The organism is Polystyrenella longa (assembly GCF_007750395.1).
Classification (GTDB): Bacteria; Planctomycetota; Planctomycetia; order Planctomycetales; family Planctomycetaceae; genus Polystyrenella; species Polystyrenella longa.
Genome location: NZ_CP036281.1, coordinates 3,937,574 through 3,955,554, shown reverse-complemented (window position 1 = coordinate 3,955,554; position 17,981 = coordinate 3,937,574). Strand labels below are relative to the sequence as shown.

At 48.8% G+C, this 17,981-nt stretch carries 12 protein-coding genes; 6 read left to right on the top strand and 6 right to left on the bottom strand.

Features of this window, described 5'->3' with window-relative positions; translation table 11 throughout:
• Window positions 1-72 precede the first annotated feature (72 nt).
• The 3 genes from Pla110_RS14680 to Pla110_RS14670 all read right to left on the bottom strand — a co-directional run bounded on the left by Pla110_RS14680 (window position 73) and on the right by Pla110_RS14670 (window position 4,943).
• Window positions 73-2,532: a transglutaminase TgpA family protein gene (locus tag Pla110_RS14680; RefSeq protein ID WP_144996528.1), complete on the bottom strand. Its 2,460-nt coding sequence runs from the start codon at window positions 2,530-2,532 to the stop codon at window positions 73-75.
• A gap of 55 nt (window positions 2,533-2,587) precedes the next feature.
• A complete protein-coding gene (locus Pla110_RS14675) occupies window positions 2,588-4,006 on the bottom strand; it encodes a DUF58 domain-containing protein (protein ID WP_144996526.1) in 1,419 nt (472 codons plus the stop codon).
• A 436-nt stretch (window positions 4,007-4,442) separates the two neighbouring features.
• A complete protein-coding gene (locus tag Pla110_RS14670; protein WP_144996524.1) occupies window positions 4,443-4,943 on the bottom strand; it encodes a peptide chain release factor family protein in 501 nt (166 codons plus the stop codon).
• A gap of 200 nt (window positions 4,944-5,143) precedes the next feature.
• Here Pla110_RS14670 and Pla110_RS14665 point away from each other — a divergent pair, with 200 nt between their 5' ends.
• The 3 genes from Pla110_RS14665 to Pla110_RS14655 all read left to right on the top strand — a co-directional run bounded on the left by Pla110_RS14665 (window position 5,144) and on the right by Pla110_RS14655 (window position 8,160).
• The gene (locus Pla110_RS14665) at window positions 5,144-6,040 is read left to right on the top strand and encodes a 3-keto-disaccharide hydrolase (RefSeq protein ID WP_144996522.1); all 897 of its coding nucleotides are present in this window, start codon (window positions 5,144-5,146) and stop codon (window positions 6,038-6,040) included.
• Window positions 6,041-6,271: 231 nt separating this feature from the next.
• A complete protein-coding gene (locus Pla110_RS14660) occupies window positions 6,272-7,393 on the top strand; it encodes a S1C family serine protease (RefSeq protein ID WP_144996520.1) in 1,122 nt (373 codons plus the stop codon).
• 386 nt (window positions 7,394-7,779) lie between these two features.
• Entirely contained in the window at window positions 7,780-8,160 is a 381-nt protein-coding gene (locus Pla110_RS14655) for an STAS domain-containing protein (RefSeq protein ID WP_197440218.1), read from the top strand.
• Window positions 8,161-8,718: 558 nt separating this feature from the next.
• Here Pla110_RS14655 and Pla110_RS14650 read toward each other — a convergent pair.
• Window positions 8,719-8,910 (bottom strand): hypothetical protein, encoded by a 192-nt coding sequence (locus tag Pla110_RS14650; protein ID WP_144996516.1) that lies wholly within the window; start codon window positions 8,908-8,910, stop codon window positions 8,719-8,721.
• Window positions 8,911-9,497: 587 nt separating this feature from the next.
• Here Pla110_RS14650 and Pla110_RS14645 point away from each other — a divergent pair.
• The 3 genes from Pla110_RS14645 (at window position 9,498) to Pla110_RS14635 (ending at window position 15,182) form a co-directional block, all read left to right on the top strand.
• Window positions 9,498-10,550: a type I phosphomannose isomerase catalytic subunit gene (locus Pla110_RS14645; protein WP_144996514.1), complete on the top strand. Its 1,053-nt coding sequence runs from the start codon at window positions 9,498-9,500 to the stop codon at window positions 10,548-10,550.
• Window positions 10,551-10,905: 355 nt separating this feature from the next.
• On the top strand, window positions 10,906-13,332 hold the full coding sequence (locus Pla110_RS14640) for a DUF4159 domain-containing protein (RefSeq protein WP_144996512.1): 2,427 nt from the start codon (window positions 10,906-10,908) through the stop codon (window positions 13,330-13,332).
• Window positions 13,333-13,796: 464 nt separating this feature from the next.
• Window positions 13,797-15,182, top strand: a complete 1,386-nt coding sequence (locus tag Pla110_RS14635) for a hypothetical protein (protein WP_144996510.1) — start codon at window positions 13,797-13,799, stop codon at window positions 15,180-15,182.
• Window positions 15,183-15,235: 53 nt separating this feature from the next.
• Here the strand turns inward: Pla110_RS14635 and Pla110_RS14630 are convergent, their stop codons facing one another.
• Window positions 15,236-16,420, bottom strand: coding sequence for a formylglycine-generating enzyme family protein (locus Pla110_RS14630; protein ID WP_144996508.1), 1,185 nt, complete (start codon window positions 16,418-16,420; stop codon window positions 15,236-15,238).
• A gap of 225 nt (window positions 16,421-16,645) precedes the next feature.
• Window positions 16,646-17,971: an HD domain-containing protein gene (locus tag Pla110_RS14625; RefSeq protein WP_144996506.1), complete on the bottom strand. Its 1,326-nt coding sequence runs from the start codon at window positions 17,969-17,971 to the stop codon at window positions 16,646-16,648.
• Between the last annotated feature and the right edge of the window lie 10 nt (window positions 17,972-17,981).

The window sequence follows — 17,981 nt, the reverse complement described above, 5'->3', positions numbered from 1 at the left end:
ATCGGTCCCGAAAAGCACTTAAATACAGCAGGCTACGCCGCCAGAACACGCTACGGTTATCTGGAATGCACTCTAGCTTGTCCCTCGTAAGGATTGTTGAGGTATCTTTTTGACCTCCTGCTCGAAAAGCTCCAGCATGCTGTTCAGCGGTTCCAGTTCCGCCGTCGTAGGCTGTCGATTGCCGAAGCGGATCTGGTAATACCAGTTCGTCAACTGCGATGGGAAATTCTGCAGTCCATGGGGGGCCAAGTACGCATTCCAGAATTCCTGAACATGCTTGGCGAATTCCTGATCAGTCTGGTTATTTGATTTGACCAGACCCCGCTTCTTGCAAATCTGCTTGAACCGTTCATTAAAATAAACGGTTTGACGTCGACGGAAACCGTTCTCAGTTTCTTTACTCCAAAGTCGTCGTATTCGCTCCAGTATTGGCCGTAAATACCGCCTTGCCAGAATCACCACGATAGTGATAACCCCAAATACCATCAGCCCGAATCGACTGAACCAGTAGGAAGGGTCCAATAGTGTACTGGCAACTTCTTTGATCAGTTCCCAAATACCACGTTCTTTCAGGAGTTGCCAAAGTTCCGTCACCTTTTCAGCGATTGGTTTAATGACGGTGTTGAACTGTTGCTGAGCCGTAAAGTTGACGACGTAAGTTCGCCAGAAAGAAGAAATTGCATCTTTGATATCGGCAAACGTGGTTCCTGAACGATCGGAACTGTCTCGGTTTAACTCCCTTTCGCCAGGTGTCGGGTCGAATACGTACCAACGTTGCATTGTAGCCGAGGGGACATGGACTTCGACCCATGCATGTGCGTCTTTTTGTTGGACAGAGTACATATTGTTGAAATTGTTCTTCGAAGCCCCTTTGAAACCAGTGACGAGTCTCGCTGGAATGCCTACAGAACGACACATCAATGTCAACGCTGACGCAAAGTATTCGCAATGTCCCCGTTTAGTATTGATCAAGAAATCAACAACAGGATCAACCGCTGGATCTGTTATGGACAACTCCGTGGAGTAAGTGAAATTCTTTTCACTTTTAAGGTACTCCGTAAGATCATCGACGACTTTAAGTCTGACTTCAGGGTGAGTATTGGATAGTAATGTTTCAGCGGGGGAGGCGATTCCCTGACGTTCCAGGCTTTTAATGCTGATGTCCCTAGCGACTTTCTGTAGTTCTTCAAGTCCCGGCGGGACTGCAAGCGATTCTCGCCTGGTTATCTCTTTAAGTTCGTTGATGTTTGGCTTTAACTGCCAAATGAAAGGCCGTTCGAAGTCAGTATGTAAAAACTCTCGAATTTCTTTTACCGGAAACAGTGTCACTTCGAGATTGAATTCATCTGAAAACCCTTGATCGAGGCTCCAGAGATTGGACTCAAAGTTAAAATTCGGAACGCGGTTGATTTCTAACATCGTATCGAATTGAGATGCAGGATATATTGCAAATAAATGACCGGTAGGTGCACTTACCATTCGGATGTTCTGTTTGACGTACTTAGTCAGATTCCAAGCCCTAAAGTCGGCTCGTAGCATATCCGGACGTGCGACTTTCCAGGTTTCATTTTCATAAAGCGTCAATACATTCCCCCGAAAATAGGGTACATCGTATCCCAACTGGCCAATATATTCGTAAAGATCGACTTCTTTTCCATTTTCATCTTCCAGGTCGAATTCCATTACCAATTCTGAGCTGGAGAGCAGTGATCCCATTCGGCCAAGTTTGACATTATCGTTGAAGCCAGTTTTGAGCCGTTGATTCTGCGGGGTATTTAAATTCTTGGCAAAGTCTCCAATCCAGGTGCGTGGGATGAAAATGTAAAAAAAGATTGCCACAAAAAATGTCAGAATGCACATCATTAAAAAACCAAACAGTAGACTTCTGGTGAACCAGCTGGAACCCTCTTCGAATTTAATCGTTCCTTTGATCGTGCTCGGTTGTTGGAAACGAGATGCAGGCAATTCCGGTTTTACGGTCGTTGAAGGGTGGGTCAGTCCATGTAGGCCGGAAAAACTCAATTCGTAATGTTGCAATTGAGCTTCGTAGATCATGAAATTGAAGAGTGTCCATAATCCTGATATCATGAAGACTAGGAGGAGCAGGCTGTATTCTGTCGACTTCGTAAATATGCAGCCTAGCGCCACTAGAAGCACTCCGAAGATGAGAATTCCCCAGTAGTAACTCGTTCGTTTTTCCATAAACAAAACGATGCAGCTCAGGTAAACAATGAGATTTGTGCCTGCCCGGATTTGAAAGTCTTCAAAATACTGTTGTCCCAACCCACCGAATGGAACAACAATTCCCTGAAACTCTAAAGAGGCAAACAGGAAGGCGATGACACCGAGTGTGTTCGCGGCCCAGGTTGGTAGGATCAAGATCCTCCGACGTTCGCTGAGATAATAAGCGAGTGGAACTAATACCAGCAGAATCCCTTGCGGAAAAATCGAATTCTGTGCGACGCAAAGCATGAACGCACTGTAAGCGAGAAATCCATATACACTCAATTTGAAAACAGTCGTTGAATTCAAGATGATTTTCTTTCAGTTGGATTCCATGGTCTGTAGGACGGACTAACTTGGTTGCTTAATCGAAATCTGGGAGCAGAAAGAAATTACTAAACTTCTTCGAGTCAACGCTGACTATGGTCACATTTAACAGAGGCTCTTCCAAGGCGGCTTCTAGCAACAGATGCAACGTCTGTAACTCTGATTCGGGACGACTTGTTGCGAGAATCAGGCTGGTCGATGGTGAACGGTACTGACACGCTTCCTCCATCCAGTCGGATAGTTCACATTCCCGGCCCCCCTCGGCCAATGCCAACGCGTTCAGTGCTTCCTCCGTTGCCATCGGACTTGATCGCCCCGACCAACTACTCATCGTCGATCCATTAATCAACAAGGTGAATTGAAAGTCTCGACTCTTCTGCATTTGTTCAAGGCTAACTGTGGCGGCGAAACTGACTGCTGTTTCCGTCAACTCCAAATGATGTTCCGTCGGGTTTTTGGGCAACCACAGATCGACCATCAATAGCACATCGTCATCACGACTCTGGTGAAATTCACGGACAATCACTTCATTACGGCGTGCCGAAGTTCTCCAGTGAATCGCTCGGGGATTATCGCCCGGGCGGTACTCACGCATGGAATGATATTCATCATCGAACACACCCTTGCGTGTTTGCTTCTGTTGAACCAGTTCTGCAGCATGAGACCGTTCTTTTTTCCAAATGCTCGTCAGTTTTCCAGTACGTGGATAGACAGCAAGTTTATCCTCCAAGTCGAAAATGTGACCCCGTTCGACCATCCCCAGAGGGGAACTGGTTAATACCTCCAGAGGACCGAAACGGTATATTCCCCGGCGCATCGGTCGAAAATCATAATAGGCCGATGCGGTCTTTTGCGGCATGATCCTTGCAATTAAGACTTCCGCCTGAAGCGACTCGGTTTGATGGTTAATTGTGTCGCGCACTACCATGACCCATGCCGAACGAAACCGACTCTTGTTCGTATATTCGATGTTGACGGCAATTTTCTCTCCCGCCATGACTCCGGCGGGAACACGTCTTTTCACAGACGCATTACGAACCATCGTCATCCCAAGCGTTCCATTTACAACAATCGCCCCAGCGATAAACGAGAACATGAGCACCATCATATTAGAATGACTGAGCATGGAGGCGATCAGAAAGACGAGCATCATGACGGTTAGCGTCATCCCCTGAGGCGTCAGGCGAACGCGTTGTCGATTTAAACGGACTTTTTTCAGCGTCGCTTTTTGAGCCTGCCAAGCCTGCAGAAACAGGTACGCTCCGCCGAGCAAGAGAATCATGACAAATGTTGAGAAGACCAGCGTTAATAAGCCGTTCCCTGCTGCCAGCAATTTTAATTGGAGGTTGGCCCATATCAGCAGGCTGCCCGTTAGAACCAGAAGGAATCCAATGGTCAGATGCCACACTCGTTGCCGCGGGTTCTGCTGTTGATCCCGATACTGGCCGAAACGCATAGGGAGCCTCTTTATCGTGTTATCGCGAGAAAAAACAGATGTAAGGAAATGGGTGTTTCAAACCAGTGTATCCAGTAGGGCGAAGAACTGTCGGGAACACGTTATCACGAACCCATCATGTGAAAACCGAACCGAACCAGCAATACTGAAACGGATTGCGAATTATATTTCGTGTAGGGACTAAGTCATGTCAGAAATGAAAATGAGAGGTGCAGCGATGTGATATTATAGACAGCTGAATCCGGGAAGATGTGGAAAAAGTTTGGCATGCTGTCTTGCAAAGGTCTCTCCTACGGCGCTGGGAGGGATCGTTAATTCAATTATGGTCTGCTCGTCACCGCACAGTTTGTGCACTAGTTCACAAAACAGGTCAATTTCGAAGATTCCACCGTGACAAAATCGTTCGCCCTATCGGACTACTTTCGTCTAAAGGCATTTATTTCAGTTTATGGTAACCGAGTTCTGAGCGAATGCGATTGACCTCTACCCAGGCCGTTTGTTCCTGTTTCAGCAGTTTCGTCAGCTGGGAACCCGAGCATCCAAGTTGTATTGCTGCGCGGTTGACTTCGTAGTCGTTACCTTGCAGAGCATCGAGCGCTTCAGCCAGAACGACGGGGAATTCTTCATGTTTCGCACTGATCTGCAAACGCCCGGTGGGAAAACGATTTTTCCAGAATTGGCTGGGAATTTGATCAAGGCGTTCCGGTTGGCGGATCTCGACTGCCAGTTTCAAACGCAGCCGTTTTAATGCTTTGCGTTGATTAGCGGGTTGGCTGCGTTCTTCATTCGCTTCCGCTTGAAGGCCAGTAGGGAGATGATCCAGGACGATGGCTGTTTCTACCTTATTGCGATGTTGCCCGCCCGGTCCAGAGCGTCGAGTCCGGGTGACGCGACACTCTTTTAGCAGTTGATCAGGCGAAAGTTCGGCGGGGTGCATTGCTTAAAATGCCTCTGGAGTAAACTCTTTCGGGGAATAATCGATCTGAAATGTCGTACTGAGGTTTCTCAGGATGTCAGCAATAGACTTAGCTATTCAAATTGCAAACGGTAAGAACAGCCATCATACTGGATAAACACATTGACTGTCCCCAGGATAAAACTCCAGTGACTTTAATCATAGACAAGGTTTGTTAACAAATGTATCCATGGCGCTTGTTTTCCACGCTTCTAATTACTTCTTCCAGCCTATTTGCGTTCAATCCGATGACGCTGACCGCTGAGGAAACGTTGTCCTATGAGTCGATTCGTGAAGAAGCAATCACTCCGCAGGGCAAGAAAATTGATTTATTCAATGGGAAGAACCTGGATGGTTTGCACACCTGGTTGAAAGAGAGTGGTCACGAAGACCCGAAACAGGTTTTCGGAGTGACCGACGGAATGCTGCACATTACCGGTGATGGCCTTGGTGCTGTGCTCACAGATGATAATTACAAAGATTATCACGTTGTCCTCGAATTCAAATGGGGGCCTCGTACCTGGGGCAGTCGTAAAGAGAGAACTCGCGACTCCGGTTTACTGTTTCATTGCGTTGGGCCGGACAATAGCTACAGCAATACCTGGCCGAACTCCATTGAATCACAAATCATTGAAGGAGGGGTCGGGGACGTGATCGTCGTTCGTGGTACTGATGCCGATGGCAAACCGATGCCGATTTCAGTCATTGCTGAAGTCTCAAAAGATCGCGATGGCGAGAGTATCTGGACTAAAGGTGGAGAACGCAAAGAGTTCAACAGTGGTCGAATTAACTGGTATGGCCGTGACCCGGACTGGGAAGATGTAATCGATTTCCGTGGTGACAAAGATGTCGACAGTCCTGTTGGCGAATGGACGCGAATGGATGTCATCTGTGACGGCGATCATGTTCTGATTAAAGTGAATGGTGTTGTCGTAAATGAGTTATTCGATGTCTCCCCGTCCGCAGGCCGGTTGTTGGTTCAAACCGAAATGGCGGAACTGTTTGTTCGTCGGTGGGAACTATGGCCCCTTGGTGAAGCTCCCGAATTTAATGCCGCCGATTTGAAAAAAGACGAATAGTTTCGATTAGGGCAGGATCAATTTCTTGTATCTTATATTTCATCTACTGTGAGAAGGATTCTTCAGGAATTAGCCCTGTCCCAATAAGCACTTTCTGGCTGGAAGTCGTCTGAGTCCCAAGGAGATCATGTGAACAGACCGAACTTAGATTTTTCGGAAGGAGAACCTCAGACGCCCAGTCAGCAAGAGCCGTACAGGTATGCACGACCTGCCAGACAAAATTCATCATCGGTGAATAACTGGCTGGTGGCCATTCTGCTAATACTGGTTGCGGCCCTGGTACTTAGATTTACCAATGGCGGTCGTGACCTGTTTCGTAATCCGACGGTCGAACCGCGTGCTGTTACAGCCCGCGGCGATTTAGCGGCAGACGAAACGTCGACTATCGAACTCTTTCAGGAAGCTTCGCCTTCAGTAGTCTTTATCACGACGAAGACCAGTCGACTGTCGCTTAAGAATTACAATATTTATCGTGAAGATGTTCCCAAGGGGAGCGGAAGCGGGTTCATCTGGGATCAGGATGGGCATATTGTCACAAACTATCATGTATTGCAGGGGGCTTCGTCTGCCGAGATTACTTTGCAGGATCAGCAAGAGTACCCCGCACAGCTGGTGGGCGTGGCGCCCGAATACGATCTCGCTGTATTGAAGATTGATGCTCCGTCAGAAAAACTGAAACCGCTGGCAATTGGTGTCTCAGACGATTTATTAGTCGGACAGAAAGCCTTCGCAATCGGCTTTCCATTCGGTTTGGACTATACCCTGACTACGGGGGTGATTAGTGGCTTAAACCGGGAGTTTCGTGCTGCGGCGCGAGATTCGAGCATCAAACAAGCCATTCAAACTGATGCAGCGATCAACCCCGGTAATTCTGGTGGCCCCTTGCTCGACAGTGCTGGCCGTTTGATCGGGGTCAACTCGGCGATCTACAGCGATACGGGGAATTCAGCCGGTATTGGTTTTGCAATTCCTGTGAACACTGTTAATGAAGTCGTGCCGGATCTAATTGAAGATGGAGTACTTAGCACGCCAGACTTGGGCATACATCCTATCGCTGAAACGTGGACCATCACCCTGGTTCGAGAAGGTTTCTTACCCCGAAGAGGAATTCTTTTTGACAGAGTTTTCGAAGGAATGGGCGCTGCCGAGGTGGGTTTGCAGCCTACCCGCACCACTCAAACGGAATTGATCCTGGGAGACCTCATTATTTCCGTGGCCGGAACGGACGTGAAAAACAACGCCGAACTGCGGGAGGTAATGAAGTTGCACGATGTTGGAGATATCGTCGAACTGATTTACCTGAGGAATGGTGAGGAGCAGAAAACAGAAATTGAATTGAAGCAGGCTCGTTAATCTGGCTGCCAGACTCGGTAACGTACTACTGCATCGTCGGAGCGAATCTAAATTCGCACATAGCGCAGTGGAAATTATAGACAGACGATCTAAAGTATGTTAGAAGAACGGAATACATCTCGCTTCACTCATCTCTTTGTTGTCCTCAAATTTAAGCTGATTTTTCACAGCGGATTTGAGATAATAAACTGGATCTTTCCTATTCAATCCTCTTCTCCATAAGAGGCACGGGAGCCATTCCAGTTTGCCAGGCCCTCTTGCGGTCTGTTTTGGAACGTATATCGCTCCCTGCAAACAGGTGATTTATAATTCCTCCTGACTCCATCTTGATGAAGTTCACTGTTGCTGAGGCAATGGGGGATTTCTTTGTTGGTAGGTGAATGGTAATGAACGATCCACAAGCTACAGCTTTCAATGTCTCCCACCAGGACGATATTACCATTCTATCGGTCAAAGAACGATTTCGTTCTCTGGACGAACTCCATATTTACGAGATGAGTACACAGTTGATTGATCTCGCCCGAAATATGGAACCTCCCTTACTGGTGATCGATCTTAGCGGCGTCACCTATTTCGGTTCTTCCTTTCTGGAGATCCTGTTTCGGGTCTGGCATCAGTTGCGTAAAAGGGAAGGCGAGTTAGTGCTCTGTTCTCTGCAAGAGCATTGCGAAGAGGTCATTCGGATCTCAAACCTGGACCAACTGTGGAAACAGTTTCCTGATCTCCTGGATGCCGTCGAGTATCTGCAATCACAGTACACTGAGTAGCTCTCGTGGCTGTGAATCTTGCTGGCACCAAGCCGTGTATCGAATAACTTGCTTAAACAATAAGCCGGAGGCGTCGCCAGATCGGACGATTACTCATTGAGTCTGCTTTCGCCTTTTGTAACCAATTAGATCCTGTCCAGGATAAGAGTGGCGGCTATCGTTCCCGAAAAACCCTTAAATACAGCAGGCTACGCCGCCAGAACACGCTACGGTTTTCTGGAATGCGCTCTAGATTGCCAACTACGGATGAGGAAGAAGTGAACCAGCGTGCCGAATTCGTTATGAGCGGGCCAGTGCGGAGTGCGTCAGAGCGAAGGGAGACTGACGCGAGGCGGATGGAGCAGGCAGGAGTTCTGCGGAGTCTCTCGCTGTCTTGCCGCTGAACGCCTCAATTGGCCCGTGAGCAACTTGAGATCAGTTGGCAGGATTGAGGGTCAGGTTTTCAGGACGGGGACTCCTCAGGGTACTATTCTCGACAGGGCACTATCGACGGGAAGAGTGTCCATGCAAGCGTATTTGGTCGGAACAGCAACTTGGGAGAATGAAGCAATTTCTCGTTTAGCGGGGGATTTCCTGTAGGTGTGAGGAAAATGTAGTAGTACCGGAGAAGCCTGTAGGCAAGTAATCAGACTCTGTACCGGATTTGATTTTGAAGTGAACTCCGTCGTTATCGACGTCAACAACCATCAGCTCAACATCACCACATTCGATGACATCGCCAACAGTCAATTCGAACTCCATTTTCGTCATGAATGGCTCCACAGCAGAGGGAAGACTTTTCCATGTTAAAACAGAAAAATCCTGAACCAGATAGTTTACGAGAGGAGAAAACTGGAAATTGGAAGCACGGAAAGAGTGTGTAAACACTCCTTCACAAGAGTTTAGGAGAGACACCAAGAATCAGTAAGAAACGTAGGTTACGTTGTCAAATATGGGTGTTTCCTGAGGGGATTTGATCTGATCGGCTCGAAGAGCCAATATTTTTCATTGCGAACGAAATATAAAATTCTGCATCAGAAATGGCAAGCACAATCTGAGAGTTTTTGACGACTTCGCATTGATCTCAGATGTTCGTGAAAAAGGCCTCTACTGAGAGACCCAATTGGCACATAAAATAAAACAGGGGAAATAACCGGGCATTCCCCTGTAACAACCGCGATTCTGACACAGAGGCGGTTTGTAAAAAATGAGTGAAGTGGTTATGTTTTTCGTTTAAACATTTATTTTTAATGCCTGCCCAATCGAAACAATAAAGTCATCACCAATTGCCGGATAGTCTGAACATCTCCGGTTTGATAGTCCGGGATCGAATCTGCCGGAACACGAAAATATCTCAAATGCCGTTTTTCGAACAAAACTCGTCTGACTCTCAATACAGCAAGCAAGTTGCGCCGTTACAGCTTACGGAGAAACATCCTCCTTTGCAGCCGTTACTGTTCAATCCGTTATTGAAGCGAATTTGCTGGGGCGGAACGCGACTCGGAGAGCGATTAGGCAAACCGGTCGACTCGCATACAGACTACGCAGAGAGCTGGGAGATCTCCGATCTTCCCGATGCTCGCAGTGAAGTCGCCTGTGGACCTCATGCTGGATGGACGATTGCCGACCTGCGGACTAGCTATAAAGAACAACTACTGGGGACAAACTCTCCGTATGCCACCTTCCCGCTGCTAATTAAGTTTCTTGATATTCACGACAAACTTTCCGTACAGGTTCATCCGGACGATCATCTTGCTCTTCTACTGACGGGCGGGAATGGAAAGACCGAAACTTGGGTCGTTCTGGAATGTGAACCTGATAGTCTACTTTATGCTGGATTAAAAGCGGGTGTAAAACGCGAAGAGTTTGAAGCCGCATTGGAGACTGGCAATGTTATCGATTGCCTCCATTCGTTTCGGGTCAACGCGGGTGACGCCGTTCATCTTCCTGCTGGAACCGTACACGCAGTTCGAGGCTCTATTCTGCTCGCAGAAGTCCAGCAGTCCAGCGATCTTTCGTTTCGTTTTCATGACTGGGATCGTGAAGAAGAGGGGAAGGAAGCTCGGGAACTGCATGTCGAAGAGGGGCTGATCTGTACGAACTTTGATCAGGGCCCAGTAATGCCGCTGGATCCAATAGTCGTCCAATCCGGCGAGCATACCGAAGAAACCATTATCGATTGTCCCCACTACGCGATTCACCGGCACCAGACGCGAATCCCTGTCGCGTTTACCCAGTCCAACCGATTCCGTGTACTCGTTGCTCTGAACGGAACGGGATCACTCGAGAGTACTGATTTCAAAGAGAAGATCGAACCTGGACAGACATGGCTGATTCCTGCCTGTTGTCAAGAAGTAACTGTCACTCCCATGTCGGACCAAATCACCTTTCTAAACGTGTTCATCGACTAATGACGATCCTCAAATCTGGTCGTGGCTAACGTACGCTTGCCTAAACAGTCTCTCAGCCAGGACCTTTCCGGGTTGCGACCACCCTCTTTCGCCTGATCGATTCGATCGATTGCTGGTTTTCAGATTCGCTCAGATAATGAATGTTGAAATTCCAACAGGATGTAGATGGTGCTACAATAGTCAGACGCGACTATAGATTTCTGTTTAAGAAGAGGCCGGTAACACGCTATCCCATGGTCGCAATATTAGTTGTCTTTCACGAGCTTCGAGTCGATGCCTTTTCAATAAGTCAATTTGACTTCTGGTAAACTTCACCCGTTAGTCTTTCATTTAGACCTCATCAGGCGGTACCAGTATGTTCCAAACTTACATCTCAATAAGCCGGACCATCCTGCTGGCGATGTCGATCAGTATTTGTTTTCTGGCGACAGGTCCTTTATCAGCAGAGTTAACCCAGGCGGAAGTGCTCAGTTCCATTCGTCAGGGGACACAGTTTCTGTTCAGCAAACAAAACGGCGACGGTTCGTGGGGTTCCGCAGCAATGGCGGTTTCTCATGATGATGCAAACATCGGCACATCTTCTCTCGTTGTACTAGCATTGCTTAACTGCGGGTTAGAACCGAGTGAACCCCATGTGAAAAAAGGATTAGAGTGGATCCGCAATGCCTCTAATGGACGGTCGACCTATACTGTTTCTTTAAAACTCATGGCCCTGGCCGCTGCCAAACAGCCAGAAAAAGACCTGACTCGCATGCAACTGCTGGCTTCGGAAATTGAAGCCGGTCAGACCAACTCGGGTGAGTGGGGGTACGATCTTAGTCCTGGTAATTACGCCGATAACAGCAATACTCAATTCGCCGTGCTCGCTTTGCGTGATGCTGTGCATGCTGGCGCACGCGTAGATCCGGAAACGTGGGAGAAAACAAAGACGCATTTTCGAGAGACTCAGTTTCGAGATGGTAGCTGGGGGTATCGTGGTCGGAATGGTCTTGGAGGTGGACGAACTGGCTACGGCAGCATGACGGTTGCGGGAATTTCTTCTTACGTCATTAGTAAATCGATGATTGCAGACGAAGACAAACTTAAACCAGACGGAACCCCGGATTGTTGTGGAAACGAAGAAGAGGAAGACACACTGGAACGGGGTGTCGAATGGATGGCTCGCCATTTCTCGGTAGAGGCTAACCCGGCGAACTCTGGGTATTTCCTGTTTTATTATCTCTACGGTCTTGAACGCGCGGGCCGCCTGAGTGGGATACGTTTCTTTGGAGAACATGACTGGTATCGTGAGGGAGCCCGTTTTCTGGTCGCGCGGCAGTCAAAGCAGGACGGTAGTTGGTTTCCAAGACAGGATTATCTCAATCCCGTGCTGAATACCAGCTTTTGTCTGCTCTTTCTGTCCAAGGGGCTCTCACCTGTCCTGTTTAACAAACTCAAATACGGTAGGCCGGATCCTGTTAAACCGAATGAAATGATGTCGGACACCTGGAAACGACATGATCGCGATATTCACCGGTTGACCGACTGGATTACCGGGCTCGAAAAATGGCCCAAATTGATGAGCTGGCAGGTTGTCGATATCAATAAGGCTGTATCAAACAATAGCGTCGACGATTTGTTACAGGCTCCCATATTGTATATCAGTGGCGACGAGCCGCTCAACTTTCCTGAGACGCATGTCAAATTGCTTCGAAGGTACCTCGATCAGGGGGGGATCATCTTTGCGACTCCCAGTTGTGATTCGGATGCTTTTAAAACCTCGTTCAAGGAATTGATCGCGAAGATATACGAGGAAGAAGGTCTGAAGTTAGAGCCTCTGGCCGCTGATCATCCGGTCTACCGCAGCGAGTTTCTGCTCCATCCGGAAACGGTCGATTTACAGGGGGTCGACTATGGTTGTCGGACGACTATTCTTTATTGTCCGGACGATCTCGGTTGCCTGTGGGAACTTTGGGCTCGTAACCCACCTAAAGGTAGAACTCCCAAAGTGACCACCATGGTGACGCGTGCGACTTATATCGGTGCAAATGTCGCGGCTTACGCAACTGGCCGGGAACCACCTAAGAAGCAGCTTGATCCGATTGCAATTGATACCGCCGCCAACGAGACGAAGATTGAACGTGGTTTGTTGCAAGTCGCTCAGTTGAAACATGGAGGCAATTGGGATACGGCCCCCTTGGCTCTCCACAATCTCCTTTTAGCGTTGAATGAAGCGGCAGGACTGACGGCTAAAACTGAATCACCCGCCCTCTCTCCTCAGGCTGAGGAACTCGAACGTTATCCAATCGTCTACACGCATGGTCGAAGTCCTTTTGAACTTTCTTCTTCCGAAATTACCCGCTTACGCAGGTATCTCGATAACGGAGGATGCTTATTCGCAGACGCTTGTTGCGGAAGTAAGCAGTTCGATGAGAGCTTTCGTAAACTGGTGAAGCAACTCTATCCTGAGAAGGAGCTACAGCGCATTCCCGCGTCGCATCCACTCTTTACTTCTCAGGTTGGGCATGACCTCGATCAAGTTCGTCGACGTCAACCTCCCGCTGGAAAGAATGCGGGCATCGATACTTCTGATGTGGTCATCGGAGAACCCTTTCTGGAATCGCTGGAATTCAATGGTCGTTTTCCGATCATTTACAGTAAATACGACATTAGCTGCGCGCTTCAAAAACAATCTTCCATCTCGTGCTCCGGTTATATTCCTGAAGATGCTGCCCGCATTGGTGTGAACATTTTGCTGTACGCACTGATGCAGGGATTCACCTTCCAGGAGAACGCGGAGTAAAATGATGGATTGCAAGAAGTAAATCCAGGCTGAATTCGCTTCTATTTGTTTTACCGAAAAAGAATTGGGAAAGAGTCTTTCGAGCCGTCAAAATGAGTAATGTTCCGTTGGGAAGAACCCCATCGTATGAAATACAAACAAGGGCGACGTTCCTTGTTGTTTTCCATGAAACTGGTCACAATCAGTTTTGACCAAAGGGGGTCTTTAGGAGAACGGATTTTTGCGGTTAGTTTCGACGCCAGTACCCTTATCCAGGGTAGGGCTCTTCGGGGGCGGTCATAAGAATGTTTCGACTGAACTAAAGCCTGAGACGATGTGACCTACCGTGAACCTGTTGCGGGCAAGCTATTCCGGAAATCGAACTGAACGAGTCTCGTCACGATTGTCGATCTGATTCGTAATTTCGTATGGCCGATTTGACCGCAGGATCATTTCCGCTGTTCCGATAAGGGATATGCATTGATATGGATGGAGTATTACCTGGCTATACGGTTGACTCCACAACCTGGTCCTATCTTTCTTTTCTTCTGATCGTGGCGGTCTATTTCCGTTTCACGCGGGTGTGGTCGCTTCGCAATCTGGACCTCTCGCTGTTACTGGTCCTGTCTCCTGCTTTGCTTCTGGTAAGGTACGAAACTGCTGTAGCCTATCCCTGGTTGTTTACGGCGACCGGTTTGATCTTTTTGAGATTGATCGCCGACCAGTATTTCACACGGCGCCCGCTTTTTCCACAAAACATGAACACCGCTGGTTTGATCTGGCTGGGGTCAGCGACGTTTACTTTTCTGATGGCCATTGTCGTCACTTTTTCTCCATCAGAACCGACATTAGAATCCGTCCGTCGTGGACAACAGTTGCTTCATCGCTCGGATAACTCTGATTCACAGCAGCAAGTGGACACAGGTCCCGCTACAGCCATTATCGCCGCTCCCGTCGGAGTCATTTCAGGAGCGGTCGCCAAGTCGGGTGCAGACCATCCTGTAACTCCTGAAGAACAAATAGAACTGACAGCGCGAATTTTGGTGATCTGTGCCCATTTGGCCATTATCGCGGGATTGATTTATATTGGCTATCGCCGCTTTTGCGATTTGCATCTTGGAATCGCAATGGCCGTGCTTTATCTGCTGTTACCCTGCACGGCAATCCATGTGGGTGAAATAAACCAAGTGATTCCAGCAGCGTTGATTTTGTGGGCAGTTGCCTTATATCGCCGTCCTGCTGTCTCGGGAGGAATGATCGGATTCGCTTGTGGAATGGTATTCTTTCCGATTTTCCTCGTCCCGCTGTGGGCCACTTTTTACGGTCGCAAGGGAGCTCGGCAATTCCTGGGAGGTTGGATTACCGTATTAACCTTGGTATTGATGAGTCTGCTGCTCGTCTCCACCGATTCGACCTCGTTCTTCAGGCAGACCGTTTCGGCCATCAGTTGGAGTAGCTTGTCGTTCAATCCTCAAGATAGCGACGGTTTCTGGTCGACCTTCGAATCGGCTTATCGAATACCAGTAATAGCCGTTTACTTGGTGATTGTCGCATCATTGACGATCTGGCCGCTTGAGAAGAAATTGGAGCACTTGATCGCCAATTCGACAGCTTTGATCGTGGGAACTCAGTTCTGGTATCCGCAACAGGGAGGAATTTACGTTTTGTGGTATCTTCCTCTGCTTCTGTTGGTCGTCTTTCGACCACACCTACATCATCAGAATCCACCGGGATATGAACAGGATTCAGAAACGGTAAAACGCAAAACGGGCCGGAACAGTTTTCAACGCAAACCTGCCGTTCCGCCGATACCCTCCCAAACGGGCGCTGTTTCTTACGCCCCGTTTCGGCAGAGGGATAACAACACGTAAAGCGTCTTCAACGTGCATCTTCGTGTGTTGTTGGGATCGACCGTATAGATGGATTATTGATCCGTAGGTGAGAGCGAGAGAACGCCTCGAAATCCGATTCGCTCATTGGAATCTGTTTGAGAGATCCCCTGGCGATTCCAAGCCGACCAGTCACTTCGGACTTTCTCAATTCTTCCTTTTACTACGCGTTGATTTCCATCTCCGGGGCGTCCCGGGCCGGCAAAATCTTTGATTGGTTGTCCCAACTTCTCTGCAGCCAGTTTGTAAGTGTCGGGGTAGTACCAGTCATTACACCATTCCAATGCATTGCCCGCGAGGTCAAAGACTCCTTCGGGAGTCCGGTCGAATCTGTCTGTAGCAACGATGTGAATTCGAGATCCCTTCTGTAAGTGCTGCCAGATCGGATTTCCTTGTCGCCATGGGTATCGTGATCCTGAATTTCCGCGGGCAGCGTATTCCCACTGGGCTTCATTGGGAAGCAATTTACCCGCCCACAGACAATAAACCCGTGCCTGGTTATAGCTGAGTCCGAGTACAGGCCGCTGAGGATCATCAGCACCATTCGGGGCTTCCTTGATTCGGACTCCTTCATTCTGACGATACTCTCGAAATCGATCATACTGTTCGACAGTGACTTCGGTGACATCAATATAAAATGGATCGATGGATACCTTAATCGGGGGTTGCGCCTCTATGGGACCATCGTTTGTTCCGATCGTCGCGACCCCTCCCGGTTCAAAAGCCATTTCAGCATTGTCCGCCAGACAGCGAATACGTAATGGCCACCCCGTTTGACTGTAGCCTGACTCATCAATCTCAACGAAACCGGAGGGAAGTTTTAAACTTTGGTCTTTGTCAGGACCGGGAGTGGCCTTGGGCGGTTGGATGCGATGGAATTTTGCATCAACATCCTCTGCGGGTTTCGACAGGACAACGAAACTGTCCCGATTGGCAAGTTGCCCCTCCTCTTTCATCAGGCTCACCGCGTGAGAAGGTACGTTCACGATTTCGAACTGATCGATTGGACTAATGATGGTACGCGGTTTCTTGGGAGCCACCGAGACCGGCTTCGTTTTTTTCTTGACGGCCTTTACTTCAGGTTCGTCAGCGTCTCCCTGATTGCGCAATTCTCTGGGCTGTGCTTTTTCCTTTCGCCAGTCGGGTTGAACTTCGACTTCGGGTGTGGCCTCTTCTTCCCGTCGACAGCCAGGCAATACCAACGTGAAGATCGTAGACAATGTGAAAATCGTACCCAGCGTGAGGATCTTCTGTGGTAGCAAGTATGTCCGGTCAGTTCTTCTCGTGGATTCCAACAACTTCCTGGCCTTTCTTCGAGAACGCGCAACAAAGTTCGGGCGGAGTGGGCCCTTCCTTTTATAGTACGGAATTCAAAGTGACCTGTATTCCCCGATATTGCCTACAGGAGCAGGGAAAGTCGAAAATTTAACAAGGAAGACGCGAGCTTACACAATATCGAGTAAAATCTGCGTCAATTCCGGCTGATCGGGCACGTGAGACCGTTTGTGTGGGTTCACAAAGATACGAACTCGTTTGACGTAGTCGTCGAATTGCCGTTGGGCAAGCGACTCAATCACGGGCGAGACGTCATGCAGGTAGCGATAGACGTCTTCTTTAGCGTAGTAGATCTGAACTTTGAATTCGACTTCCCGATCTGCGGGTGGAGCATCAATCAACAAATCGAACGGATCAAACTCGACGCCCGCTCGGGAGGTCAGAACTTCCGCCAGTTTGCGAACAACCTGCTCCAGATAGTCATGTCGCTTTCCCGAAAGTTGTTGGTATAGTTCGGCAGATTGAACAAGACTGTACTCGCCTACGCGTTTGTAGATCGAACGCCTGTTTCCAAAGATGCCTTCCAGCAACTTGGCCACCGGTTTGCCCTCCGCCGCTCGACGGAGTTCCTGCACCATGTCTGATTCACTCTGATGGAACAACCAGTTCAAATCCCACTGTTGATATAATTCCTGAAAAGCGCGGCCGAACATACAGGTCGATGCGCGTACCGCGTGGTGCCAGTAGACTTCGCTGAACATGACATAGCGTGCAAAGACCATTAACTCGGTAGCCGTTTTCCCTTTTTCGCTTACAGCCAACCCGTCGCCCGTTTCATTCACCATCAATGATTGGATGAGTCGGTTCCGGTCGAAGTTACGACCATAAGGAACACCAGCGTGCAGACTGTCCCGGTCCAGGTAATCCATCTTATCGATGTCGATCGGACCGGAAAGAATGGAGCGAATCAATCTAAGTTGTGGTGAATCTGTGCGTGCGACCAGGACGTCGAGAACTTCTTCCGGTTTGATATCCCAATGCGACTTCAGGACTCGGGTTAATTCAGAATCAGGTTGCAAGAAGGAGCCGGCGAACTCTTCATGCTGGGGCATATTAGGAAGATTGAGGTCTTCAATCGGATGACAGTAGGGCCAGTGTCCCAAGTCGTGTAGCAGCGCGGACACCATCAGGACTTCAGCATGATGGCGATCAATAACCGCACTGAACCGGGGGTCGTGAGTCAGTTGGATCAGGTAGCGGACCGCATTTAGAAAAACTCCCAGAGCATGCTCAAACCGAGTGTGAGTTGCACCGGGGTAAATTTTGGATGCTAACCCCAGTTGGGTGACCTGTCGCAGTCGTTGAAATTCGGCGGTATCGACGATTGCTCGAACGCGGGGGGTGAAGGGGACATCCTGTTCCATCGGAATACGAATCAAACCTCGTCCCGATCGATAATTAGCCAGTTCCGGAATTTCCGCCAGGCTGTTTTTCATGCCGCTCCTA